This window comes from Mycobacterium florentinum (genome assembly GCF_010730355.1).
GTDB lineage: Bacteria > Actinomycetota > Actinomycetes > Mycobacteriales > Mycobacteriaceae > Mycobacterium > Mycobacterium florentinum.
Genome location: NZ_AP022576.1, coordinates 5553120 through 5577057, shown reverse-complemented (window position 1 = coordinate 5577057; position 23938 = coordinate 5553120). Strand labels below are relative to the sequence as shown.

Annotated in this window: 24 protein-coding genes; 10 read left to right on the top strand and 14 right to left on the bottom strand. The window is 66.9% G+C overall.

Annotation, left to right across the window (positions count from 1 at the left end):
* Nucleotides 1-68 precede the first annotated feature (68 nt).
* From G6N55_RS30415 to G6N55_RS26340, 5 genes are all read left to right on the top strand, one after another.
* A complete protein-coding gene (locus G6N55_RS30415) occupies nucleotides 69-161 on the top strand; it encodes an Ms4527A family Cys-rich leader peptide (protein WP_372517604.1) in 93 nt (30 codons plus the stop codon).
* 113 nt (nucleotides 162-274) lie between these two features.
* The gene (locus G6N55_RS26355; RefSeq protein WP_085220669.1) at nucleotides 275-1942 is read left to right on the top strand and encodes a nitrite/sulfite reductase; all 1668 of its coding nucleotides are present in this window, start codon (nucleotides 275-277) and stop codon (nucleotides 1940-1942) included.
* Nucleotides 1939-2682: a phosphoadenylyl-sulfate reductase gene (locus tag G6N55_RS26350; protein WP_085220670.1), complete on the top strand. Its 744-nt coding sequence runs from the start codon at nucleotides 1939-1941 to the stop codon at nucleotides 2680-2682. The genes G6N55_RS26355 and G6N55_RS26350 overlap by 4 nt, the downstream gene beginning before the upstream one ends.
* Nucleotides 2661-3392 carry a sirohydrochlorin chelatase gene (locus G6N55_RS26345; RefSeq protein ID WP_085220671.1) on the top strand — a complete coding sequence of 244 codons (732 nt, stop codon included), beginning with the start codon at nucleotides 2661-2663 and terminating at the stop codon, nucleotides 3390-3392. Before G6N55_RS26350 ends, G6N55_RS26345 begins: the two co-directional genes overlap by 22 nt.
* Nucleotides 3393-3429: 37 nt before the next feature.
* Nucleotides 3430-3759 (top strand): hypothetical protein, encoded by a 330-nt coding sequence (locus tag G6N55_RS26340; RefSeq protein ID WP_085220672.1) that lies wholly within the window; start codon nucleotides 3430-3432, stop codon nucleotides 3757-3759.
* A gap of 3 nt (nucleotides 3760-3762) precedes the next feature.
* Here G6N55_RS26340 and G6N55_RS26335 read toward each other — a convergent pair whose 3' ends face one another.
* The 5 genes from G6N55_RS26335 to G6N55_RS26315 form a co-directional block, all read right to left on the bottom strand.
* Nucleotides 3763-4836, bottom strand: a complete 1074-nt coding sequence (locus G6N55_RS26335; protein WP_085220673.1) for a sulfate/molybdate ABC transporter ATP-binding protein — start codon at nucleotides 4834-4836, stop codon at nucleotides 3763-3765.
* Between the two features lie 14 nt (nucleotides 4837-4850).
* The gene (gene cysW, locus G6N55_RS26330) at nucleotides 4851-5669 is read right to left on the bottom strand and encodes a sulfate ABC transporter permease subunit CysW (RefSeq protein ID WP_085220674.1); all 819 of its coding nucleotides are present in this window, start codon (nucleotides 5667-5669) and stop codon (nucleotides 4851-4853) included.
* Nucleotides 5666-6544, bottom strand: a complete 879-nt coding sequence (gene cysT / locus G6N55_RS26325; protein WP_085220675.1) for a sulfate ABC transporter permease subunit CysT — start codon at nucleotides 6542-6544, stop codon at nucleotides 5666-5668. The genes cysW and cysT overlap by 4 nt, the downstream gene beginning before the upstream one ends.
* Nucleotides 6541-7572: a sulfate ABC transporter substrate-binding protein gene (locus G6N55_RS26320; RefSeq protein WP_085220676.1), complete on the bottom strand. Its 1032-nt coding sequence runs from the start codon at nucleotides 7570-7572 to the stop codon at nucleotides 6541-6543. The genes cysT and G6N55_RS26320 overlap by 4 nt, the downstream gene beginning before the upstream one ends.
* 326 nt (nucleotides 7573-7898) lie before the next feature.
* The gene (locus G6N55_RS26315; protein WP_139826701.1) at nucleotides 7899-8102 is read right to left on the bottom strand and encodes a hypothetical protein; all 204 of its coding nucleotides are present in this window, start codon (nucleotides 8100-8102) and stop codon (nucleotides 7899-7901) included.
* A 46-nt stretch (nucleotides 8103-8148) separates the two neighbouring features.
* Between G6N55_RS26315 and G6N55_RS26310 the strand changes: the two genes are divergently transcribed.
* Complete coding sequence (locus G6N55_RS26310) at nucleotides 8149-9375, top strand: FAD-dependent oxidoreductase (RefSeq protein ID WP_264001992.1); 1227 nt, start codon at nucleotides 8149-8151, stop codon at nucleotides 9373-9375.
* Between the two features lie 76 nt (nucleotides 9376-9451).
* Nucleotides 9452-11491 (top strand): glycoside hydrolase family 15 protein, encoded by a 2040-nt coding sequence (locus tag G6N55_RS26305; protein WP_085220678.1) that lies wholly within the window; start codon nucleotides 9452-9454, stop codon nucleotides 11489-11491.
* A gap of 37 nt (nucleotides 11492-11528) precedes the next feature.
* Here G6N55_RS26305 and G6N55_RS26300 read toward each other — a convergent pair whose 3' ends face one another.
* Together G6N55_RS26300 and lepA are read right to left on the bottom strand one after the other, a co-directional pair.
* Nucleotides 11529-12248 carry a sensor domain-containing protein gene (locus G6N55_RS26300; protein WP_085220679.1) on the bottom strand — a complete coding sequence of 240 codons (720 nt, stop codon included), beginning with the start codon at nucleotides 12246-12248 and terminating at the stop codon, nucleotides 11529-11531.
* A gap of 25 nt (nucleotides 12249-12273) precedes the next feature.
* Nucleotides 12274-14121, bottom strand: a complete 1848-nt coding sequence (gene lepA, locus G6N55_RS26295) for a translation elongation factor 4 (protein ID WP_085221212.1) — start codon at nucleotides 14119-14121, stop codon at nucleotides 12274-12276.
* 125 nt (nucleotides 14122-14246) lie between these two features.
* On the opposite strand from lepA, the gene G6N55_RS26290 reads away from it, so the two are divergent.
* Nucleotides 14247-14849 carry a type II toxin-antitoxin system PemK/MazF family toxin gene (locus tag G6N55_RS26290; RefSeq protein ID WP_085220680.1) on the top strand — a complete coding sequence of 201 codons (603 nt, stop codon included), beginning with the start codon at nucleotides 14247-14249 and terminating at the stop codon, nucleotides 14847-14849.
* Nucleotides 14850-14957: 108 nt separating this feature from the next.
* On the opposite strand, the gene G6N55_RS26285 is transcribed toward G6N55_RS26290, so the two are convergent.
* Nucleotides 14958-15386 (bottom strand): CBS domain-containing protein, encoded by a 429-nt coding sequence (locus G6N55_RS26285; RefSeq protein ID WP_085220681.1) that lies wholly within the window; start codon nucleotides 15384-15386, stop codon nucleotides 14958-14960.
* 200 nt (nucleotides 15387-15586) lie between these two features.
* On the opposite strand from G6N55_RS26285, the gene G6N55_RS26280 reads away from it, so the two are divergent.
* Nucleotides 15587-16429: a ribonuclease Z gene (locus tag G6N55_RS26280; RefSeq protein ID WP_085220682.1), complete on the top strand. Its 843-nt coding sequence runs from the start codon at nucleotides 15587-15589 to the stop codon at nucleotides 16427-16429.
* Between the two features lie 58 nt (nucleotides 16430-16487).
* Here G6N55_RS26280 and G6N55_RS26275 read toward each other — a convergent pair whose 3' ends face one another.
* Genes G6N55_RS26275 through G6N55_RS26265 form a run of 3 tightly spaced genes read right to left on the bottom strand, consistent with a single transcriptional unit; the run spans nucleotide 16488 to nucleotide 20022 of the window.
* Nucleotides 16488-17327 (bottom strand): transglutaminase family protein, encoded by an 840-nt coding sequence (locus G6N55_RS26275; protein WP_085220683.1) that lies wholly within the window; start codon nucleotides 17325-17327, stop codon nucleotides 16488-16490.
* Entirely contained in the window at nucleotides 17327-18304 is a 978-nt protein-coding gene (locus tag G6N55_RS26270; protein WP_085220684.1) for an alpha-E domain-containing protein, read from the bottom strand. Before G6N55_RS26270 ends, G6N55_RS26275 begins: the two co-directional genes overlap by 1 nt.
* On the bottom strand, nucleotides 18304-20022 hold the full coding sequence (locus tag G6N55_RS26265) for a circularly permuted type 2 ATP-grasp protein (protein WP_232079106.1): 1719 nt from the start codon (nucleotides 20020-20022) through the stop codon (nucleotides 18304-18306). The genes G6N55_RS26270 and G6N55_RS26265 overlap by 1 nt, the downstream gene beginning before the upstream one ends.
* A gap of 147 nt (nucleotides 20023-20169) precedes the next feature.
* Between G6N55_RS26265 and rpsT the strand changes: the two genes are divergently transcribed.
* Complete coding sequence (rpsT, locus tag G6N55_RS26260; protein WP_025736070.1) at nucleotides 20170-20430, top strand: 30S ribosomal protein S20; 261 nt, start codon at nucleotides 20170-20172, stop codon at nucleotides 20428-20430.
* A gap of 8 nt (nucleotides 20431-20438) precedes the next feature.
* Here the strand turns inward: rpsT and holA are convergent, their stop codons facing one another.
* The 3 genes from holA to G6N55_RS26245 are packed head-to-tail and all read right to left on the bottom strand — an operon-like array spanning nucleotide 20439 to nucleotide 23846.
* Nucleotides 20439-21389 carry a DNA polymerase III subunit delta gene (gene holA / locus G6N55_RS26255; RefSeq protein WP_139826731.1) on the bottom strand — a complete coding sequence of 317 codons (951 nt, stop codon included), beginning with the start codon at nucleotides 21387-21389 and terminating at the stop codon, nucleotides 20439-20441.
* 14 nt (nucleotides 21390-21403) lie between these two features.
* Nucleotides 21404-22966 (bottom strand): ComEC/Rec2 family competence protein, encoded by a 1563-nt coding sequence (locus tag G6N55_RS26250; RefSeq protein ID WP_232079105.1) that lies wholly within the window; start codon nucleotides 22964-22966, stop codon nucleotides 21404-21406.
* A gap of 46 nt (nucleotides 22967-23012) precedes the next feature.
* Nucleotides 23013-23846, bottom strand: a complete 834-nt coding sequence (locus G6N55_RS26245; protein ID WP_085220688.1) for a ComEA family DNA-binding protein — start codon at nucleotides 23844-23846, stop codon at nucleotides 23013-23015.
* Nucleotides 23847-23938: the final 92 nt, after the last annotated feature.

The window sequence follows — 23938 nt, the reverse complement described above, 5'->3', positions numbered from 1 at the left end:
TTTGCTCACCGTGAGAACAAATCCGACCTGGTGGCACGGCCCGTCGTCATCCGTGGCAGAATGGGCGCGTGACCCTCGCCCAGCCCAGCTTGCGCATTGCGTTAGTGGCGCGACGGCACATCGATCTCAAGCGCGTCTGCAGCTGTAGCTGTCCGGCTTGACCCCGTAGACCCGCCCCCACCTGTACGTCCAGCTGGCGCCGGATCTGCGGCCGCCGCAAATCACCGGTGAGTCGCGCGTCCACGCTTGCACAGCCCGCGAAGGAGACCTTCGAATGACCACAGCCCGTCCCGCCAAGGCTCGAAGCGAGGGCCAGTGGGCGCTGGGGGATCGCGAGCCGCTCAACCCCAACGAGGAGTTCAAGCAGGCCGGCCCCCCGCTCGAGGTGCGCGAACGCATCGAAAACGTCTACGCCAAAGAGGGCTTCGACAGCATCGAGAAGAACGATCTGCGGGGCCGGATGCGCTGGTGGGGTCTGTACACCCAGCGCGAGCAGGGCTACGACGGCTCGTTCACGGGCGACGACAATGCCGATTTGCTGGAAGCCAAATACTTCATGATGAGGGTGCGCTGCGACGGCGGCGCACTGTCGGCGGCCGCGCTGCGCACCGTGGGCCAGATCTCCACCGAATTCGCCCGCGACACCGCCGATATCTCCGATCGAGAGAACGTGCAATACCACTGGATACGGGTGGAGGACGTCCCCGAGATCTGGCGGCGCCTGGCCGAGGTCGGACTGCAGACCGCCGAGGCCTGTGGTGACTGCCCGCGCGTCATCCTGGGCTCACCGCTGGCCGGTGAGTCGCTGGACGAGGTGCTCGACCCGACCTGGGCGATCGACGAGATCGTCCGCCGCTACATCGGCGACCCCGACTTCGCCGACCTGCCGCGCAAGTACAAGACCGCGATCTCGGGTCTGCAGGATGTGGTGCACGAGGTCAACGACATCGCGTTCATCGGCGTCAACCACCCCGAGCACGGCCCCGGGCTGGACCTCTGGGTCGGTGGCGGCCTGTCGACCAACCCGATGCTGGGTCAACGGGTCGGCGCCTGGGTGCCGCTCGAAGAGGTGCCCGAGGTGTGGCACGCGGTGACCTCGATCTTCCGCGATTACGGCTACCGGCGGCTGCGGGCCAAGGCGCGGCTGAAGTTCCTGATCAAGGACTGGGGCATCGAGAAGTTTCGCGAAGTCCTGGAGACCGAGTACCTCAAGCGTCCGCTGATCGACGGACCGGCCCCCGAGCCGGTCAAGCATCCGATCGACCATGTCGGCGTGCAGCGACTCAAGAACGGGCTCAACGCGGTCGGCGTCGCCGCCATCGCGGGGCGCGTGTCGGGCACCATCCTCACCGCGGTGGCCGACCTCGCCGAGCAGGCCGGCTCCGACCGGATCCGGTTCACGCCCTACCAGAAGCTGGTCATCCTCGACATCCCCGACGACAAGCTCGACGACCTGATCGCCGGTTTGGAGGCACTCGGCCTGCAGTCGCAGCCGTCGCATTGGCGCCGGAACCTGATGGCGTGCACCGGGATCGAGTACTGCAAGCTGTCCTTCGCCGAAACTCGGGTCAAGGCACAGACTTTGGTACCCGAGCTGGAGGCTCGGCTCGAAGACATCAACTCGCAGCTCGATGTTCCGATCACCGTCAACATCAACGGCTGCCCCAACTCGTGCGCGCGAATTCAGGTCGCCGACATCGGCTTCAAGGGCCAGATGGTCGACGACGGCGATGGCAACTCGGTCGAGGGCTTCCAGGTACACCTGGGTGGCAGCCTCGGCCTGGACAGCGGATTCGGTCGAAAACTGCGCCAGCACAAGGTCACCAGCGACGAGCTGGGCGACTACATCGATCGGGTGGCGCGCAATTTCCTCAAGCACCGCAACGACGGGGAACGGTTCGCGCAGTGGGCGCTTCGCGCCGAGGAGGGCGATCTGCGATGAGCGACCAAGCGACCGATCCGGCCTACGCCGCCCTGCGCGAGCTGGCCGCCCGGGGCGCGGCCGAACTGGAGGGCGCCAGCGCGACCGAGCTGCTGCGCTGGACGGATGAGAACTTCGGCGGTATCAACGGACCGCGCGGCTGGGCGACATGCAACTACATCGTCGCCTCCAATATGCAGGATGCCGTGCTGGTGGATATGGCGTCCAAGGTGCGCCCCGGTGTACCGGTGCTGTTCCTCGACACCGGCTATCACTTCGTCGAAACGATCGGTACTCGCGACGCGGTCGAATCCGTCTACGACGTACGGGTTCTCAACGTCACGCCGGAGCACACGGTGGCCGAGCAAGACGAGCGCAACGGCAAAGACCTGTTCGCGCGGGACCCCGGTGAATGCTGCCGGCTGCGCAAGGTCGCCCCGCTGAGCAAAGCGCTCAGTGGTTACTCCGCCTGGGTGACCGGGATACGCCGGGTCGAGGCACCCACCCGCGCGAACGCGCCATTGATCAGTTTCGACGAGGCATTCAAACTGGTGAAGATCAACCCGCTGGCGGCGTGGACCGACGACGACATGCAGAACTACATCGACGAGCACGACGTCCTGGTCAATCCGCTTGTCTACGAAGGTTATCCGTCGATCGGCTGCGCCCCTTGCACCGCCAAACCGGCCGAAGGCGCCGACCCCCGCAGCGGACGTTGGCAGGGACAGGCCAAAACCGAATGCGGGTTGCACGCGTCGTGACCACGCTCGTGCTGACCGCGCACGGAAGCAAGGATCCACGGTCGGCGGCCAACGCGCGGGCCGTCGCCGGCCAGGTGGCGAGCTTGCGGCCGAATCTCGATGTGCGACTGGCATTCCTGGAACACAGCTCACCCAGCCTGGCCGATGTGCTGACGTCGGTGGATGGCCCGGCGGTGGTCACCCCGCTGCTGTTGGCCAACGCCTACCACGCCCGGGTCGACATCCCTGCCCAGATCGCCGATTGCGTTACGACCCAACACGTATCGCAGGCACCGGTGCTCGGTGAGGACGACCGGCTGGTGTCGGTGCTGCGTCGGCGCGTGACGGAGCTGGGGGTCTCGCGCCTCGATGACAGTGTCGGTGTTCTCGTCGTGGCGATCGGCACATCCGACCTGGCGGTGAACGCCCGCACGGGACGGGTGGCGCCAAAGCTGTTGGCGGGCACGAGTTGGGCAGGGGCAACTACCGCGTTCGCCACCCAACAGGAACGCTCGCTGGCCGAAGCGCTGGGCCGGCTGCGCCGCCAGCGCGCCGGCCGGGTGATCATCGCGCCGTGGTTCCTGGCTCCGGGGTTAATACCCGACCGGGTACAAAGATTCGCCGCGAAGGCCCGCATCGAGATGGCCGCCCCGCTGGGTGCCCACCGTTTGGTGGCCGAGACGGTGCTGGATCGCTTCGCCGCTACGGCCGCCGAACAGATCGCTGCCTGAGGCGACATCAAATCGCTTGCACCACTAACATGGCGCAATGGGCGATCACGACTCGCACCGGCTCGCCAAGCATCTGGCCGGCCTGCCGCACTACCATGTCGTCGCCCAAAACCGGAACAACGAAGTCATTTACAGCGACGGCCTCACCTGGCCCGGCGCGGAAGGATTCGCCGCGGACCTGATCTCGCCGCCGCCGGGCACCCCGGTACCCGAGGTGGAACTCGAAGCGGTGTGGATCATCGAAGCCGATCCGCGATGGTGCCCGTTCGCGCACGGTGACGATACCGCCGAATCCGACGAGCTGACGGTGACCGAATACATCGAGCGGCTCACGCAGCGGCCGCCCTATTGGTCGACGCAGCAGTAACACTCAAGCCGACGTCAACGTGCTCTGATCTTCGTCGGCGCTCCCCAACGGCGCGGTAGCGGCGATGCTGGACGGCACGCGCGTCGCGCGCACGTACACGGTGTCGCCGTCCTTAAGGGCCAGTGCCTCGGCGTCGCCTCGGGTGATTTGGGCGGTGAAGCTGCCGCCGGTGGCCGCGCTGGTCAACTCGACGCGTACCTCGAAGCCCAGCGCCACCACCCGGTCGACGGTCGCGCGGACCACCCCGATGGACTCGGCGGCGCTGTCGCCGCCGGCGATCGCCATCTCGGGATTGCGGCCGACCCGAATGTCGTGCGGGCGAACCAAACTGCCGTTCAGTGTCGAGACCGCACCCAAAAACGACATCACGAACGCGTTCGCGGGAGCGTCGTAGACCTCGGTCGGGGATCCGACCTGCTCGATACGGCCCTTGTTGAGCACCGCAATCCGGTCGGCCACATCGAGCGCCTCGGCCTGATCGTGGGTGACCAGCACCGTGGTGACGTGGACCTCGTCGTGCAGGCGCCGTAACCAGGCCCGCAGATCCTCGCGGACCTTGGCGTCCAGCGCGCCGAACGGCTCGTCGAGCAACAGCACTTGCGGGTCGACGGCCAACGCTCGCGCCAGCGCCATCCGCTGGCGCTGACCGCCGGAGAGCTGGTTGGGGTAACGACCCTGAAATCCGCTGAGCCCCACCACTTCCAGCAGGTTGTCGACCTTGTCCTTGACCTCGGCCTTGGGTCGCTTGCGGATCTTCAGTCCGTACGCGACATTGTCGCGGACCGTCATGTGCTTGAACGCGGCGTAATGCTGGAACACGAATCCGATGCCGCGCCGTTGCGGCGGCACCCGGGTGACGTCCCGGCCGTTGATCGTGATCGTCCCGGTGTCGGGCTGGTCGAGGCCGGCGATGGTGCGCAGCAGGGTCGACTTGCCCGAACCGCTGGGCCCGAGCAATGCCGTCAGCGAGCCGGTGGGAACGACGAAGTCCACGTGTTCCAATGCGACGAAATCGCCGTAGCGTTTGTTGGCGTCGCGCACGGTGATCGCGAGGTCGCCGGTTTTGGCGTCGGTCATGTCCGTTCTCCTTGTCACGCCTTGCTCGCTGCTCGCGCCCGGCGCGCATCGAGAATCACCTGAACGATGAGCACGGCCACGGCAACACCCATCAACAACGTCGACAACGCGTAGGCGCCGTATTCGGCTCCCCGGTTATAGCGGTCCGAGACCAGCAGCGTCAGTGTCTGCGACTTCCCGGGAAGATTGGACGACACGATGGTCACCGCGCCGAACTCACCGAGAGTACGAGCAATGGTCAGCACGATGCCGTAGGTCAGGCCCCACCGGATGGACGGCAGCGTGATCCGCCAAAAGGTCTGCCACCAACCAGAACCCAGGGTGGCCGCCGCTTCCTCCTGGTCGGTTCCCAGCTCATGGAGCACCGGCTCGACTTCACGCACCACGAACGGCAACGTGACGAAGATGCTGGCAAGCACAATGCCGGGCAAGCCGAAGATTATTTTCAGGCCCAGGTCTTTCTCCATGAAACCCAGCGCACCGGCGGACCCCCACAGCACGATCAACGCCACACCAACGATGACGGGCGAAACGGCGAACGGCAGGTCGATGACCGCCTGCAGCACACCCTTACCACGAAATTTGTTGCGTGCCAGGACAAGTGCGGTAGGGATACCAAAGAAGACGTTCAGCGGCACCACGATGGCCACCACCAGCAGTGACAAGTCCAGTGCTGATATCGCCGCCGGGGTGCTGATCCAGTCGAGGAACTGACCGAACCCGGGGGTGAACGTCCGCCACAAGATCAGCGCCACCGGGATGATCAGCAACACCAGGACGTAGGCCAGTGCCACATACCGGGTGAGGTAGCGAACCCACGGCGACGATGTCACTTCGACCTCTCTTCGTGCCGGGCCGCGCGGGCGCCGACCAGGCGCAAGACGAACAGCACGACGAACGAGACCAGCAGCAACACAATGGATATCGCGGCGGCACCGGTACGGTCGTCGTTCTCGATCAAGGTCCGGATCCACTGCGACGAGACTTCGGTCTTACCGGGCACCGCGCCACCGATCAACACCACCGAACCGAACTCGCCGATGGCCCGCGAAAAAGCCAGGCCCGCACCGGACAACAACGCCGGCAACAACGCCGGCAACACGACGGAGGTGAAGACCTTGCGCCCGCTGGCGCCCAGCGACGCCGCGGCCTCCTCGGTCTCGCGATCGATTTCCAGCAGCACCGGCTGAACGGCTCGCACCACGAACGGCAGGGTGACGAACGCCAGCGCCACCGCCACGCCCCACGCGGTGTGCTGAAGATGAAGGCCCACCGGGCTGTTTTTCCCGTACAACGCCAACATCACCAGGCTGGCCACGATCGTCGGCAATGCGAACGGCAGGTCGATGATCGCGTCGACAAGACGCTTGCCGGGGAAGTCGTCACGCACCAGCACCCAGGCGATCAGCAGGCCGAAAAGCAGGTTGACCACCGTGACCCCGGCGGAAATGGTCAGCGTCACCTGAAACGAGTCCAGCGCGGCACGCGACGTCACGGCCTCGGTGAATGCCCGCCAACCGCCACCGGCGGCCTGCCACACGATGGCGGCCAGCGGTAGCAGCACGATCACCGACAGCCACAGCGTCGCCACCCCGACGCGAAGCGACGAGTTGCCGCGTCGCCCGAAAGACCCTGCGGCCAGCTGCACACCGGGCTCGTCGAGCTCGGGCCTGATCGCTTCCGGGTCCGGGGTCGTCGTCACGGTCATCCGGTGGCCTTCGTATAGATCTTGGTGATGCTGCCGTTGTTCTTGTCGAAAAGCTGCGGATCGACCGTGGCCCAGCCGCCCAGGTCGGCGATCGTCCACAGCTTCGACGGCAACGGGAACTGGTCCCTGAATTCGGCCGCGACCGACGGGTCAACCGGCCGAAAACCGGCCTGCGCCCACAACTTCTGCGCTGCCGCCGTGTACTGGAAGTTGCGGAACGCGGTGGCGGCGTCCAGGTGCGGGGTCGTTGTCACCACCGCCAGCGGGTTTTCGATCTTGAAGGTCTGCGGCGGGGTGACGTGTTCGACCGGCTTTCCTTGCCGCTCAGTGGCGATGGCCTCGTTCTCGTAGCTGATCAACACGTCGCCGCTGCCCTGGACGAAAACGTCGGTGGCTTCCCGACCGGACCCGGGGCGCAATTTCACGTGGTCTCGCACCAACTGGCTGACAAAGTCGATCCCCGCCTGGCTATTCCGGCCGCCCTCGCTCTTGGCGGCATACGGGGCGAGCAGATTCCATTTAGCCGAGCCCGAACTCAGCGGGCTGGGCGTGATGACCTCGACGCCGGGCCGCAGCAGGTCATCCCAGTCCCTGATGTTCTTCGGATTGCCTTTGCGCACTACGAAAGTCACCACCGACCCGAACGGGATGCCCTTGGTCGCATCGGAGTTCCAGTCTTTGGAAACCTTGCCAGCCTTGACCAATCGGGTGATGTCGGGCTCGACGGAGAAGTTCACCAGGTCGGCCGGCTTCCCTTCGGCAACCCCGCGGGACTGGTCACCGGAGGCGCCGTAGGAGGTGATCACCTGCACGCTCTTGCCCTCCTCGGAGGACTGGAATGCGGGAATCACCTTGCTCCATCCGGGTTCTGGGGCGGAGTAGGCGACCAGGGTGATGGTGGTATGCGCGCCCGACGGCCCACTGCCGCCGACGACGTCGCTGGGGCCGCCGCCACAAGCCGCGACAACACCGACGATCAGTGCGAGCGCGACGAGAGGCCGCCAGCGCGTGGCGCTGGCGTTGTCCATATGCATTGACGGCCTTTCGATGCGGGCTTACGGATATCGGTCCGTTGCTGCGGAAAGGCAACGAAAACGTCCGGGGAATTCGCGAACTCCGTACCAAACCGCGCGCGGGTGGTAGTCAGCGACAACAGTGCACGAAGACATCACATTCCGGGGCTTCGGAAGTCAGGTGCATGGCGCGAAGCCTAACAGGAAATCGCTGGCCCGCCACCGGACCGGGTCTGGGCGCAAGTCGGCGCGCCCGCCTCAGTGCGTCACCCACCAGGCGACGATCACCAACACCACGAGCGTGACGAGAACCAGCGTCACCTGAGACCGGGGCATGCCGATTACCTGGGCGTCCCATCGATCTGACGGGCACGCTGCAACAGCTCCATCCCTTTGCTGAGCACGGCGTCCAGCGCCACCGCCGCGATGTAGGCGACCGCCAGCACGACGGGCATCACCACCATGGCCTGCAGCACGAAGGGAAGTCCGGAAATCCACAGCTCATTTCCGTCCCACCAATTGAGGAACCCGTTCACCGGGCTCACACTATTCGTCCGAGCAGTCGAAACACCAATATGTGAAGATCGGCGGGTGGCTGTCGCATCCGAGGAAACCACCTGTGTCATCGCCGGCGGCGGTCCGGCCGGCATGGTGCTTGGCCTGCTGTTAGCGCGCGGCGGTGTAAGAGTCACGGTGATGGAAAAACACGCGGATTTCCTGCGTGACTTCCGGGGCGACACCGTGCACGCCAGCACGCTGCGCCTGCTTGACGAACTCGGTTTGGGATCGCGCTTCGCCCAGCTCCCCCACCGCCTGATCGACAGCATCCAATTGGAGATGCAAGGCCAACCGTTGAACCTCGACTTGTCCCACCTGCCGGGCGCGCATCAGCACATCGCCCTGGTGCCGCAGTGGGACTTCCTGGAGCTGTTGGCCACCGCGGCCGAGACCGAACCCAGCTTCCGGTTGTTACGCAGCACCGAGGTGACCGGAGTGGTTCGCGACGGCGACCGCGTCACCGGCGTCACCTACCGCGACTCCAGCGGTGAGAGCAAGCAGATGCGTGCTTTGCTGACGGTGGCCTGCGACGGGCGCGGGTCCACGGTGCGCTCCGCGATCGGATTCGAACCGCGACGGTTCGGCGCCCCGATGGATGTCTGGTGGTTCCGGTTGCCTCGCCATCCCGACGACCCGAGCGGACTGGCCGGCAGGTTCGTGTCCGGACACGGGCTCATCATGATCGACCGCGGCGACTACTACCAGATCGCCTACATCATCCCCAAGGGCGCCGACACCGAAATGCGGTCGGAGGGCATCGAGGCGTTGCACCAGGTGCTGGTGAATCTGGTGCCCTGGCTCGGCGACCGGGTCGGCACACTGACTTCGTTCGACGACGTGAAACTGCTTGACGTGCAACTCGATCGGCTGCGCCGCTGGTACACCGACGGCGCCCTGTGCATCGGCGACGCGGCGCACGCGATGTCGCCGGTCGGCGGGGTGGGAATCAACCTCGCGGTCGCCGATGCGGTGGCCACCGCGCGATTGCTGGCCGGCCCGCTGCATGCCGGACGGCTAACCACACGCGAGCTGTTACGGGTGCAGGTGCGCCGCTGGATACCCACCGCGATCATCCAGGCCGTGCAACGGACGATCCACGCCCAAGTGGTCGCCGACGTGGTGGCCGGAAACGACGGCGACGCGCCCCGGGGCGTTCGGCTGGCCGGCCGGTTGCCGGCGCTGCGGCGAGTGCTCGCCTACTTGGTGGCGATCGGTCCGCTGTCCGAACACGCACCGGAATTCGCCAGACCGCACGGGTAACTCGCCGACCGTCGCCGCAATGCGTCACGTCGGCAAATAATGGACGCCGGGCGGGTCGACAGATGATGATGGCGAGATGGTCATGCACGCCGAACCCGCCGACCAGCCCGCCGACGCCGCCCCCGAGCAGGCGTTTCCATCGGCACGCCAATCGGAGCTGGTCTCGCCGCTCGATTTCAGCGCGCCGGCGCCGTTCACCTCCGGCAGCGCGCTGCGCAACCCGTTTCCGCCGATCGCCGACTACGCATTTCTGTCCGACTGGGAAACGACGTGCCTGATCTCCCCCGCGGGTTCGGTCGAATGGCTGTGTGTGCCCCGGCCGGACTCGCCGAGCGTGTTCGGCGCGATCCTCGACCGCAGTGCGGGCCATTTCCGGCTCGGCCCGTACGGCGTCTCGGTGCCCTCGGCCCGCCGCTACCTGCCCGGCAGCCTGATCATGGAAACCACCTGGCAAACCCACACCGGCTGGCTGATCGTGCGCGATGCGCTGGTGATGGGCCCCTGGCATGACATCGAGCGCCGGTCCAAAACCCACCGCCGCACCCCGATGGACTGGGACGCCGAGCACATCCTGCTGCGCACGGTCCGCTGCGTCAGCGGCACCGTCGAGCTGGTCATGAGTTGCGAACCGGCGTTCGACTACCACCGCATCGGCCCCACCTGGGAATACGCGGCGAACGCGTACGGCGAGGCGCTCGCACGCGCCAGCAAGCAACCCGACGACCACCCCCAGCTGCGCCTGACCAGCAACCTGAACATCGGGCTGGAGGGCCGCGAAGCACGCGCGCGCACCCGGATGAAGGAAGGCGACGACGTGTTCGTCGCGCTCAGCTGGACCAAGCACCCGGCGCCGCAGACCTACGACGAGGCCGCCGACAAGATGTGGCAGACCACCGAGTGCTGGCGGCAGTGGATCAACATCGGCAACTTCCCCGACCACCCGTGGCGGGCGTACCTGCAGCGCAGCGCGCTCACCCTGAAGGGCCTGACCTATTCGCCCACCGGCGCGCTGCTGGCCGCCAGCACCACGTCGCTGCCGGAGACGCCACGGGGCGAACGCAACTGGGACTACCGCTACGCCTGGATCCGCGACTCGACCTTCGCACTGTGGGGCCTGTACACGCTCGGCCTGGATCGCGAAGCCGACGACTTCTTCGCGTTCATCGCCGATGTGTCCGGCGCGAACAACAACGAGCGCCATCCGCTGCAGGTGATGTACGGAGTCGGTGGCGAACGCAGCCTGGTCGAAGAGGAACTGAATCACCTTTCCGGTTATGACCACGCGCGCCCGGTACGAATCGGCAACGGCGCCTATGACCAGATCCAGCACGACATTTGGGGTTCGATCCTCGATTCGTTCTACCTGCACGCCAAGTCCCGCGAACAGGTTCCGGAGACGTTGTGGCCGGTACTCAAGAAGCAGGTGGACGAGGCGATCGCGCACTGGCGCGAGCCCGATCGCGGCATCTGGGAAGTGCGCGGGGAGCCGCAGCACTTCACGTCGTCGAAGGTGATGTGCTGGGTGGCGCTGGACCGCGGGGCCAAACTGGCCGAGCGGCAGGGCGAGAAGAGCTATGCCCAGCAGTGGCGGGTCATCGCCGAGGAGATCAAGGCCGACATCCTCAAGAACGGGGTGGACTCGCGCGGGGTGTTCACCCAGCGCTACGGCAGTGACGCGCTGGATGCCTCGCTGCTGCTGGTGGTGCTGACGCGATTCCTGCCGCCCGACGACCCGCGGGTGCGCAACACGGTGCTGGCCATCGCCAACGAACTCACCGAGGAAGGCCTGGTGCTGCGCTACCGGGTCGAGCAGACCGACGACGGGTTGTCCGGCGAGGAAGGCACGTTCACCATTTGCTCGTTCTGGCTGGTGTCCGCGCTGGTCGAGATCGGTGAGGTGGCACGGGCCAAGCGGTTGTGTGAGCGGCTGCTGTCCTACGCCAGCCCGCTGCATCTCTACGCCGAGGAGATCGAGCCGCGCACCGGCCGGCACCTGGGCAACTTCCCGCAGGCGTTCACCCACCTGGCGCTGATCAACGCGGTGGTACACGTGATCCGCGCCGAGGAGGAATCCGACGGCTCCGGGATGTTCCAGCCCGCCAACGCCCCCATGTAGCGAAAGCCACTACCCGGCAAGGCAATACACTCGACACTCAATTCGTGCTCGACACTTTCCGCAACATCACCCGGGCGATATCGATGGCCCGGGTTCCGGCCTCTGCGTGCGGCCCGACGGAAACTCTGACGTCGACGACTACGTCGGACTCCATCCCGACGACGTGCTCGTTGGGAGTCGGCGGCGTGTGGTGGTTGTCCCAGGCGATGACGGTCGCCGACAGTATTGGTTCATCGACCTTGACGTCGGTCACCTTCGAATACAGTTCGGTGTTCTCGGTGTCGTGGGTGTACAGGGTGACAGTAGTGCCCGCGCATTTCTGCCATTGCGGTACGAACGACGCGAAAAGTCGTTGTGCATCCGCAGACGACGCCAACCGGACCGCACCCGCGCGCACGCCGAACACCGGCACGCGCAAGTTGGGATTCCAATAGCTCTGGGCAGCCACCGCGCGGACCGATCCCTTTTCGTAGACGACGCGCAGCAATGGGGAAGTCGCACCGATACATTCGATGGGCGCGGCGTTGCTATCGTCGCGAATCCCGTTCGGCAGCACCTCGGTACCGCCGACTTGCGGTGGTCCTTCGGGCATCAGAGGGTTACCGGCCGCGGCCGTGACTTCGTCGTCGGTCGGTAGGACTTGCTCTAGCGGCACCACTGGTGAGGCGGGATGAACGGCGCGCTTCGGCATGCCGACCACGGTGTGGACGCAACCCGCGGTCAGCAGGGCGAGCGCCAACAGCGCAAGCGCTCGCATCAATTCGCTCCCCCCGAGCCAATCGCTACTTCTTGGCTTTGTCCCCCGCGGCGTCGGTGGACAGCGCCGCGACGAACGCCTCTTGCGGGACATCCACGCGCCCAATGGTTTTCATCCGCTTCTTGCCTTCCTTCTGCTTTTCCAGAAGTTTGCGCTTGCGGGTGATGTCTCCCCCATAGCATTTGGAGAGCACGTCCTTGCGGATCGCGCGGATGTTCTCGCGCGCAATGATTTTCGATCCGATAGCCGCTTGCACCGGCACCTCGAACTGCTGGCGCGGGATCAGTTCCTTCAGCTTGGTGGTCATCTTGTTGCCGTAGGCTGACGCGCCGTCTTTGTGCACGATCGCACTGAACGCGTCGACGGCCTCGCCCTGCAACAGGATGTCGACCTTGACCAGATCGGCCAGCTGCTCACCCGCCTCCTCGTAATCCAGGCTGGCGTAGCCGCGGGTCCGCGACTTCAGGGAATCGAAGAAGTCGAAGATGATCTCCCCCAACGGCATCGAGTAGCGCAGCTCGACGCGCTCCGGCGACAGATAGTCCATGCCTCCGAGCTCACCGCGGCGCGACTGGCACAGCTCCATGATGGTGCCGATGAATTCGCTCGGGGCGATGACGGTGGTCTTGACCACCGGCTCGTAAACCTCGCGAACCTTTCCGTCGGGCCAGTCCGACGGGTTGGTCACCACGATCTCGCTGTTGTCCTCTTTGACCACCCGGTACACGACGTTGGGCGACGTCGAGATCAGGTCCAGATCGAACTCGCGCTCCAGCCGCTCGCGAGTGATCTCCATGTGCAGCAGACCCAGGAAGCCGCAACGGAATCCGAAACCCAGCGCCACCGACGTCTCCGGCTCGTAGGTCAGGGCCGCGTCGTTGAGTTGCAGTTTTTCCAGGGCGTCGCGCAGGTCCGGGTAGTCCGAACCGTCGACCGGATACAGCCCCGAGTAGACCATCGGCTTGGGTTCGCGGTAACCGGTGAGCGCTTCCTTGGCGCCGTGTCGGGCCGTCGTCACGGTGTCGCCGACCTTGGACTGACGGACGTCCTTCACACCGGTGATCAGGTAGCCCACCTCCCCCACCCCCAGGCCCTGGCTGGGCTTGGGTTCGGGCGAGACGATGCCGACTTCGAGTAGCTCGTGCGTTGCGCCGGTGGACATCATCGCGATGCGCTCGCGGGGCGTGATCTTGCCGTCCACCACGCGGACGTAGGTCACCACACCGCGGTAGATGTCGTAGACGGAGTCGAAGATCATCGCGCGAGCGGGCGCGTCGGCGTCACCCTGCGGCGGCGGCACCTCGCGCACCACGTGGTCGAGCAGGTCGGCCACACCCTCGCCGGTCTTGCCGGACACGCGCAGCACGTCGCCGGGTTCGCAGCCGATGATGTGCGCGATCTCGCCCGCATAGCGCTCCGGGTCCGCGGCCGGCAGGTCGATCTTGTTGAGCACCGGAATGATGTGCAGGTCGCGGTCCAGCGCCAGGTAAAGGTTTGCCAGCGTCTGGGCCTCGATGCCCTGCGCGGCGTCCACCAGCAGCACCGCGCCCTCGCAGGCCTCCAGCGCGCGGGACACCTCGTAGGTGAAGTCGACGTGACCCGGGGTGTCGATCAGGTGCAGCACGAACTCTTCGTCGCCGACTTTCCAGGGCAGCCGGACATTCTGTGCCTTGATGGTGATGCCGCGCTCCCGCTCGATGTCCATCCGGTCCAGGTACTGAGCACGCATGGACCGCTCGTCGACGACGCCGGTGAGCTGAAGCATCCGGTCGGCCAGCGTGGACTTGCCGTGGTCGATATGAGCGATGATGCAGAAGTTCCTGATCTGCGCCGGCGCGGTGAAGGTCTTGTCGGCGAAACTGCTGATGGGGATCTCCTGGCTAGTGCTGTTGTTGCTGCTGACCGGCGATTCGCGGGTACGTCCAGGGTATCCATGCGGGCTGGTCGGGACATACTCGGACACAGTCGCGATCGGACGCCCGCGTCTAAACTGCACCTATGGCCCCTGCCCGGAAATCGCAGTGGAAGACATTCCAGCGGTTTGCCCAGAACGTGGTCGTCTACGGGGTTCCGCGACTCATCCAGCAGGTCCAGACCGCGCATGCCGTGTACCGCGAGATCGAACAGGTCGTGAAAACCACCGCGAACGCGCGGGCTTCCGGCGGCGAGTCGGAGTCGGCATCGATCACCGAGGGCCGCCCGGTGACCAGCGACAGCTTCCCCACCGCCCAACGGGCCCGCAAGGTCGTCTACGCCCCCGACCTCGACGGCAGGGCCGATCCCGGGGAAATCGTCTGGACTTGGGTGGTCTACGAGGACGATCCGACCCGCGGAAAAGACCGCCCGGTGCTCGTCGTGGGCCGCGACCGCAGCGTCCTGCTCGGGCTCATGCTGTCCAGTCAGGAGCACTATGCGTCTGACCCGGATTGGGTCGGGATCGGCGCGGGCGACTGGGATTGCGAGGGCCGGGAAAGCTGGGTGCGGCTGGATCGGGTGCTCGACGTGCCCGAGGAGGGCATTCGCCGCGAGGGCGCGATCCTGGAACGCGAGATCTTCGACGTGGTGGCCGCCCGGCTGCGCACCGACTACGCCTGGCGCTGAAACACGCTATTGCGCAACGTGCTCGACTCACGCCATCGCCGAACGTGCACTGACGGCGAAAAATGGGCCGAATTCTCGCCATCAGTGCACGTTCGGCGAAAAGGGCGATCAGCCTTGCGTGATGTAGGACTGCAGCTGCTGCTGTTCGGCCTCGAGCTCTTCCATCCGCGTCTTCACGACGTCTCCGATGCTCACGATGCCGATCAGCTTCTTGCCGTCGAGCACGGGCACGTGGCGCACCCGGTTCTTGGTCATCAGCATGCTGATCTCGTCGACCGTGTCGGACTTCGTGCAGGTCGCAACAGTCGCGGTCATGATCTTGGAGATCGGGCGGGTCAGCACGCTGGGGCCATGCGCGTGTAGTTGGCGCACGACGTCGCGCTCGGACACGATGCCGACCACTCCCTCGTCTCCCACCACCACCATGGCGCCGATGTTTTGCTCGGCGAGGCCGGCGAGCAGTTCCCGGACCGTGGCGTCCGGATTGATCGTCGTGACCGCCGCACCTTTGTTGCGCAAAACGTCCGCTATCCGCATCAAGCCTCCAGCTGGTTGTGATCTGCTTCACACCAGGCTACGGCTATCTCGCGCGGCGGGAAAGGCAACACGAAAACCGTTAACTGATCATCACCAGATGGCCGCGGGTCCGCGGGTCACATCCGCATGTGACAACGGCCGATCCCAGCGATCAGCCGAATGGGCCACAATCCGCCGACCCGTCTTGAAGGATGAGGGCCATGATCGAGATCACCTTGTTGGGAACCGGCAGTCCCATCCCCGACCCGAACCGAGCGGGGCCGGCGACGCTGGTGCGGGCCGGCGGGCAGGTGTTCCTGGTGGATTGCGGGCGTGGTGTCCTGCAGCGCGCGGCGGCAGTCGGCGTGGGCGCCGCCGGGTTGTCGGCGCTGCTGCTCACCCACCTGCACAGCGACCACATCGGCGATCTCGGCGACCTGCTCATCACGCGGTGGATCACCACGTTCACCCCGGATCCCGCGCCGTTCCCGATCATCGGGCCGCCGGGCACCGCGGAGACGGTCGAGGCGATGCTGAAGGCGTTCGGCCACGACATCGGTTACCGGATCGCCCACCACGACGACCTGAACACGCCGCCACCGATCGAGGTGCACGAATACACCGAGGGCCCGGTGTGGGACCGCGACTGCGTCTCGATTCGGGTGGCGCCCACCGACCACCGGCCGGTAGCACCGACCATCGGGTTCCGGATCGACGCCGACGGCGCCTCGGTGGTGCTGGCCGGGGACACCGTGCCGTGCGACGGCCTCGACGAACTGGCGGCCGGGGCGGGCGCGTTGGTGCACACCGTGATCCGCAAGGACATCGTCACGCAGATCCCGCAGCAGCGGCTGCAGGACATCTGCGACTACCACTCGTCGGTCGAAGAAGCCGCGGCGACCGCGGCCCGCGCGGGGGTCGGCACATTGGTGATGACGCACTATGTGCCGGCGTTGGTGCCCGGACAAGAAGAACAGTGGCGGACGCTGGCCGCCTCGGAATTCGGCGGGCGCATCGAGCTCGGCGACGACTTGCACCGGGTCGAAGTCCCGCCGCGGCCGTAGCCGTCCACTTCGCTTGACCCAGGCCGGTTCTCGCGATGCGGCAGCGGATCTGATGCCGCTAGGCCAGTCGGGTGACCTCGACGACCACGTCGAGATCCGTCGCGCCCTGGCCCGAGTAGATGCCCTTCAGCGGGGACACATCGGTGTAGTCGCGGCCGACGCCCACGCCGACATATTGCTCGGTGATCTCGGTGTCGTTGGTGGGGTCGTAGTTCCACCATCCACCGGTCCACGCCTGCAGCCACGCGTGGCTTCGGCCTTCCACGGTGTCACCGACCACCGCGTCGCGTTCGGGGTGCAGGTAGCCGGACACGTAGCGGGCCGGAATTCCCATGTCGCGCAAGAGCATTAACGACAGGTGGACGAAGTCCTGGCAGACTCCCTTGCCCTCCTTCAGGGCGTCCAGCCCCGACGAGCGCACCCCCGTCGTCCCGGGAAGATAGTCCAGCTCCTCGTGCACCCAGCCGGCCGCGGCCTTGACGGCTTCCTGTGGCTCGCTGCTCTTGGCGATTCTCCTGCCGATCGACCTGACCCGCTTGCTAAACGGCGTGTACTCGGTGGGCTGCAGCAATTCGTCGAACCGGTCGATCACCGCCGCGGAATGCAGGTCGCTCCAGGTGACATCCTTGGCGGGTGGTTCGGGCTGCTCGGTCTCGACGACCGACGAGGACGTCACCGTCAGGTCGCTGTGTGGCGCGTGCAGGTCGAACGCCGTGACGGCGGTACCCCAGTAGTCGATGTACCGATAGGACCGGGTTGCCGGAATGGTTTCGACGCGGTTGAGGATGACGTTTTGCCGGGTGTCGGAGCTCGGGGTCAGCCGGGCCTCGTTATAGGAGGCGGTCACCGCCGATTGGTAGGCGAACCCGGTCGTGTGCACTACGCGCAGCCGCCACATCAGGTATCTCCGTTCCGGGTGACCAGGCTGGCGCTGTGACCGGCATCCGACCACGCCACCCACGGTGTGACGTGGAAGTATTGCTGCGACAACGCGTCTCCGACATCTCGGCAGGTCGTCTGCAAGCCCGCCAGCCGCGCCTCCAGGGTGTCGAGCAACACCCCGGGCGGCATGAATTCCAGCTCGCTGCGGGCCTGCCCCAGCAGTCGCTGCGCTTCGGCGGTGGCCCCCACCCGGCTCGCCGGGTTGCGCACCAGCTCTTCGACGCTCTCTTCGGCCAGCTTCAGCGAGTAGAACACCGACCGGGGGAACAACCGGTCGAGCAGCATGAACTCGACCACGCGACCGGCGTCGAGCACCCCGCGATAGGTGCGCAGGTACGTGTCGTGGGCGCCGGCCGAACGCAACAGCGTCACCCACGCCGGCGAGGACGCACTGTCCCCGACCCTCGACAGCAGCAGCCGCACCGTCATATCGACGCGCTCGATGGCCCGGCCCAACAGCAGGAAGCGGTAGCCGTCGTCACGCGAGAGCGTCGAGTCGGCCAGGCCGGCGAACATGGCGGCCCTGCCCTCGATAAACGACAGAAACTCGTGTGGGCCAAGGCGTTTGGCGGCACGTTCGCGTTCCGGCAGGGCATGGTAAGTGGTGTTGAGGCATTCCCAGATTTCGATGGACGTCACTTCGCGCGCCGACTTGGCGTTTTCGCGCGCCGCCGTGATCGCGTCGACGATCGAGCTTCCACCCTTGGAGTCGGCGCTGTAGGCGACGAGGTCGGTCAACGACCAGACGTCCAAGTCGTGCTTGGGAGGCTCGATGCCGAGCACTCGCAACAGCAGCCGGGACGCCTGGTCGGGATCGACGCTGGAATCCTCCAGCAACTGATGCAGCACCACGTCGAGAATGCGCGCGGTGTCGTCAGCCCGCTCGACATAGCGGCCAATCCAGTAGAGCGCCTCGGCGTTTCGGGCCAACATCAGCGACCTGCCCTCTGTTGTTGTTGCTGCTTTTGCTTCTGCCTTTTCGCCGGCTTCCCATCCTGCGGTTGCTCAGTCTGCAGGGGCTGCTGGTGCGGCGACTCCGGCGAGTCGTCGTCGGGCCCCTTCTCGGACATGGACTTCGGCAACGAACGCACCACCTCGGCGGCACCCAGCTCACGATCTGCGGCCGACGCGCGCGACGCCAGCACCCAGGTGTCCTTGGAACCACCTCCCTGGCTGGAGTTGACCACCCGCGAGCCCTCGACCAGCGCCACCCGACTCAGCCCGCCCGGCAGCACCCATACCTCGTCGCCGTCGTTGACCGCGAACGGCCGCAGGTCGACATAGCGCGGTGCCAGCGCGTTGCCGATCCGCGTCGGCACGGTCGACAGCTCCATCATCGGCTGCGCGATCCAGCTGCGCGGGTCGTCGCGAATCTTCTTGCTGACGGCCGCCAGTTCCTTCTCGGACGCGTCGGGACCGAACACGATGCCGTAGCCGCCGGATCCCTCGACCGGCTTGATGACCAGCTCGCCGACCCGGTCGAGCACCTCCTCGCGTTCGTCGTCCAGCCAGCACCGGTAGGTGTCCACGTTGGCCAGCAGGGGCTTCTCGCCGAGGTAGTACTCGATCATGGTCGGCACGTAGGTGTAGACCAGTTTGTCGTCGCCGACGCCGTTGCCGATCGCGCTGGAGATGACGACGTTGCCGGCGCGGGCGGCGTTGACCAAACCGGCCACCCCCAGCACCGAGTCGGCGCGGAACTGCAGCGGGTCGAGGAAGATGTCGTCGATGCGCCGATAGATGACGTCGACCTGGGTCTGCCCCTCGGTGGTGCGCATGTACACCTGGTTGTCGCGGCAGAACAGGTCGCGGCCCTCGACCAGCTCGACGCCCATCTGCCGGGCGAGCAGCGAATGCTCGAAGTACGCGGAGTTGTAGACGCCGGGCGTCAGCACCACCACGGTCGGGTCGGCCTCGTTGGTGGCCGCCGAGTTGCGCAGGGCCCGCAGCAGGTGCGAGGCGTAGTCGTCGACGGCACGCACCCGATGGGTGGCGAACAGGTTCGGGAAGACCCGCGCCATGGTGCGCCGGTTCTCCATCACGTACGACACGCCCGAGGGCGAGCGCAGGTTGTCCTCGAGAACCCGCCAGGTGCCCTTCTCGTCGCGGATCAGGTCGATGCCGGCGACGTGGATGCGCACGCCGTTGGGCGGGACGATGCCCACGGCCTGGCGGTGAAAGTGTTCGCAGGACGTGACCAGGCGACGCGGGATCACGCCGTCGTTCAGGATCTCCTGGTCGCCGTAGATGTCGTCGAGATACATCTCGAGGGCTTTGACCCGTTGGACGATGCCGCGCTCGAGCCGGTTCCATTCGGCCGAGGAGAGCACTCGCGGCACCAGGTCCAGCGGAAACGGCCGCTCCTGGCCCGACAGGGAGAACGTGATGCCCTGGTCGATGAACGCACGGGCCAGCGCGTCGGCGCGGGCCCGCAGGTCCGAGGCGTCCGCTGGCGCCAGCTCGTCGTAGATGCCCTTGTAGGGGCCACGCACGTTGCCCTGCGCATCGAACATCTCGTCGAAGGCCATCTCGTAGGCGTCGGACGAGTTGTATCCGCTGAAGATGCGCTCGGAGCGCGCCAGCGCGCGCGCGCCGCCGCGCGACCCGCGCCTGGTTGTTTCAACCTGGTTCGCAAGACTCACTTCTAGGATGGTGCCTCATATCGACGTTATGGCAGGCCACGAGTTCCCGTTTTGGGAGAAAACGTAACCGACTGCTAACCTGAGCAGTCGCAATCGGGTGTGGGGCGCCCCCTGAAACGACACCGCAAAGACCAAATCGACGAAGGATAGTTCCGCGTGGCCAACATCAAGTCGCAGCAGAAGCGCATCAAGACGAACGAGCGCGCCCGACTGCGCAACAAGTCCGTGAAGTCCTCGCTGCGCACCGCCGTGCGCGCGTTCCGTGAAGCCGCCGAGGCAGGCGACAAGGACAAGGCCGCGGAATTGCTGGTGTCGACCAACCGCAAGCTGGACAAGGCGGCCACCAAGGGCGTCATCCACAAGAACCAGGCCGCCAACAAGAAGTCGGCGCTGGCGCGGTCCCTCAACAAGATCTGAGCCCTGGGCTATCGGCCCCGGTCGGCCACCAGTTCGGCCACCTTTCTGACCGCTGATTCCAGCGCGTAGTCGGCGTCCGCGGCGGCTCCCTTGACGTTGGCGTTGAGTTCCGCGACGACTTTCATCGCGGTTGCCACACTGTCGCGCGACCAGCGCCGGGCCTGCTTCTGCGCTTTCTGCACCCGCCAGGGCGGCATCCCCAGCTCCCCGGCCAGCCGGTACGGGTCGCCGGAGAGCGGCCCCACCCGGCCGATGGTGTGGATGGCTTCGGCCAGCGCGTCGGCCAGCACCACCAGCGGCTCGCCGCGCATCATCGCCCATCGCAGCGCCTCGGCCGCGCCCGCGACATCCCCGGCGACGGCCTTGTCGGCGATGTCGAAGCCCTTCACCTCGGCCTTGCCGCTGTGATAGCGGCGCACCGCGGCCTCATCGACCTCGCCACCGGTGTCGGCGACCAACTGTGAGCAGGCGGAGGCCAGCTCCCGCACGTCGGAGCCGACGGCATCCAGCAGGGCGGTCACCGTGTCCTCGTCGACCTTGACTCGCAGCGCGCGAAACTCCTTGCGGATGAAGTCGACTCGTTCGCTCAGCTTGGTGATCCGGGCGCAGGGGTGAACCTCGGCGCCCAGCGCCTTGAGCTGGTCGGCGAGCGCCCTGGCCCGCCCGCCACCGGAGTGCACCACCACCAGCATCGTTCCCGGCGGCAGGTCGGCGGCGGCCCCGGCGATCATCGCGACCGCGTCCTTGCCTGCTTCGGCCGCGGCTTCCAGCACGACGATGCGTTCGTCGGCGAACAGCGACGGGCTCAGCAGCTCGGCGAGCTCATAGGTGCTGACGTCGCCGGCCCGCATGCGATTGACCGGGATGTCGTCGGTGCCGGCGCGTCTACGCGCCGCCCGCAGCACATCGGCCACGGCTCGTTCGACCAGCAGATCCTCGTCCCCCAGGACCAAGTGCAACGGCGAAGCCTCGCTCACCCCACGATGGTGTCACGAAGGGCCGACCAATCCGCTCGGGGATCCAGCAGCTCCGACGCCGACCAGGCCAGCACGCACGCGGCCGCGACCAGCCCGGCCACCCGGGTCGAGGCACGAAACCAGGCCCGCCGCCACAGCAGCATGGTCAGCGCCAGCAGCAGCGCGGTCGCACAACCGACCAACAGCACACCGGCCAGACCGTCGGGTACCGGTACGGTCGCCGCGGGTGCGCCGGCCGCGACGTGCGCCACCTTCGTCACCCACCACACTTCCGGTCCGGTGAAACGCATCAGCAGCTGCGCACCCGGCGGCCACAGCACGCACAGCACGGCCGCCGCGCTGCCCAGCACGGTGATGGGCGCGATGAAGGGCGCCGCGGCCAGATTGGCGGCCACGGCCACCAGGCTGAACCGGCCCGAGATGCCGGCGACCAGCGGCGCGGTCACCACCTGCGCGGCCAGCGCCACCGCGAGCGCGTCCGCCAGCGGTTTGGGGCAGCCTTTGACCACCAGGCGCCGCGACCAGACGGGCGCGATGACGACCAGCGCGCCCGTCGCCAGCACCGACAACGCGAAGCCGGCATCGACGGCCAGCTGGGGAGCGACGGCAAGCAGTATCAGCACCGTGGCCGACAGCGCCGGAATCGCTTGTCGTCGACGTGAAGTCAACATCCCCGCCAGCGCGATGGCGGCCATCACGGCCGCCCGCAACACACTTGCCGTCGGCTGGACCACGATCACGAAGGCCACCAATGCCACCCCGGCGAGCAGCACGGCGGCCCGCGGGCCGATCAGCCGGGCGGAGAACAGCACCGCCGCGCACACGATCGTGACGTTGGCTCCCGACACGGCCGTCAGATGCGTCATGCCCGCCGCACGGAACTCCCGGCCGGTGTCGGCCGTGAGCGCCGAGGTGTCGCCGAGGACCAGGGCCGGCAGCATCGCGGCCTGCGCGGCGGGCAGCACTTCGTGCGCGGTGGCGGCGAACCGGCCGCGCACCACGTGCGCGGCACGCTGCACCGCCCCCGCCCGGCCCATGACGGGCCGGCCCGCCGCGTTGAGCACCGCCACCGTCAGGTCGTGGCGAGTGGGGCGCTCGATCCGCGCAGCAAAGCGCACCGGCTGACCCGCCATCACATCGAAGTCCGAGGCCCGCGCGAAAACGGTTACCCGGCCGGATATCTCGTCGCCGCGCAGCCGCTGCAGGGTGGCACGAAACATCAGCCGGCCCGAACCCAACGCCAGCGCGCTCTCGCTGGGCGTCACCGTCACCGGCGCAACCGTCCCGAACGCCGCGGTGATCGGGTGGCGGACCACAGCGTCGGCACGCAGCGCGATCGCGAATCCGAATCCCGCACCGGCCACTCCGATAGCCACCAAGCCCGCGCCCATGGTCCGCAGTCTCGGGCTCCGTCCGGGCCGGCGCACCGGGCAGCAGGTCAGTACCCCGGCGACGCCGACCAACGCGACGCAGCACGCGGCCAGCACGCGGCCGACCGGCCACACGATCCCCGCGGCGGTGACGACCCAGCCGGTGAGTGCGGCCGGCACCAGCCGCACATCGAGGCGGGCGAGCTCCCCGGAGACTCGCAGTGGCAGGGCGGTCTCAGACACGGACCAGGGCGCGCAGCTTGTCCAGCCGCGACGGCCCGATGCCGTCGACCTCGGCGAGCTGATCGACGCTGGTGAACTTGCCATTGGTCTGCCGCCACCCGACGATCGCGGCGGCGGTGACCGGCCCGACACCGGGCAGGTCGTCCAGCTGCTCCACGGTCGCGGTATTCAGGTCGAGCACTTCGCCGGCTTTCGGCCGCACGGATCCCTTAACCGGCCCCGGCGGTGCCGGCGTCTTGGTGCCCGGAGCCGAGCCGGCCGTCACAGAGCTGCCCAGCGCGGTGGGCTGCCCCGACACGGGCGCCAGCCCGACCACGATCTGCTCCCCGTCACCGAGCGGACGGGCCATGTTCAGTCCGATGGTGTCTGCCCCGTCCATCGCGCCCCCGGCGGCCTGCACCGCGTCGGCGATCCGCGCGCCGGGTGTCAACGTGACCAGGCCGGGCTTGTGCACCAGGCCCACCACGCTGACCACCACCGGCCGGTCCGGGCCCGGACTCGCCGAGGTTTTGGGGCTCACCTTTTCGACCGGCGGCAGTTTCGCCGACATCACCGGTGCGGGATGGTCGCGAACCAGCGTGAATATAGTGACAAGCACGGCCAGGGCGGCCACCACGGCCAATCCGATCGCGCCGGCGCGGCCCGGATCGGCTCGCAGCCGGGCCCACCAGCTTCCGCCGTCCGATGCGTCTGGAAGCCAGCGCGGCAGCAACGAGTTCTGATCCTCACCCGGCGCGTCCGGGTCCGGTTCCTCGGCGGGCACATCGACCGCTGGATCGGTGCCGAGACGCCGGTGCAGTCGCTCGCTGGGCTGTTCTGTTCGCATGCGCCGACGGTAGGTGCGCCGACCGCCAAAACCGCCCCTGCCGTCGGCGTCTCAACCGCTTGCTGTGGATTAACCGGAGGCTGTGCACAAGC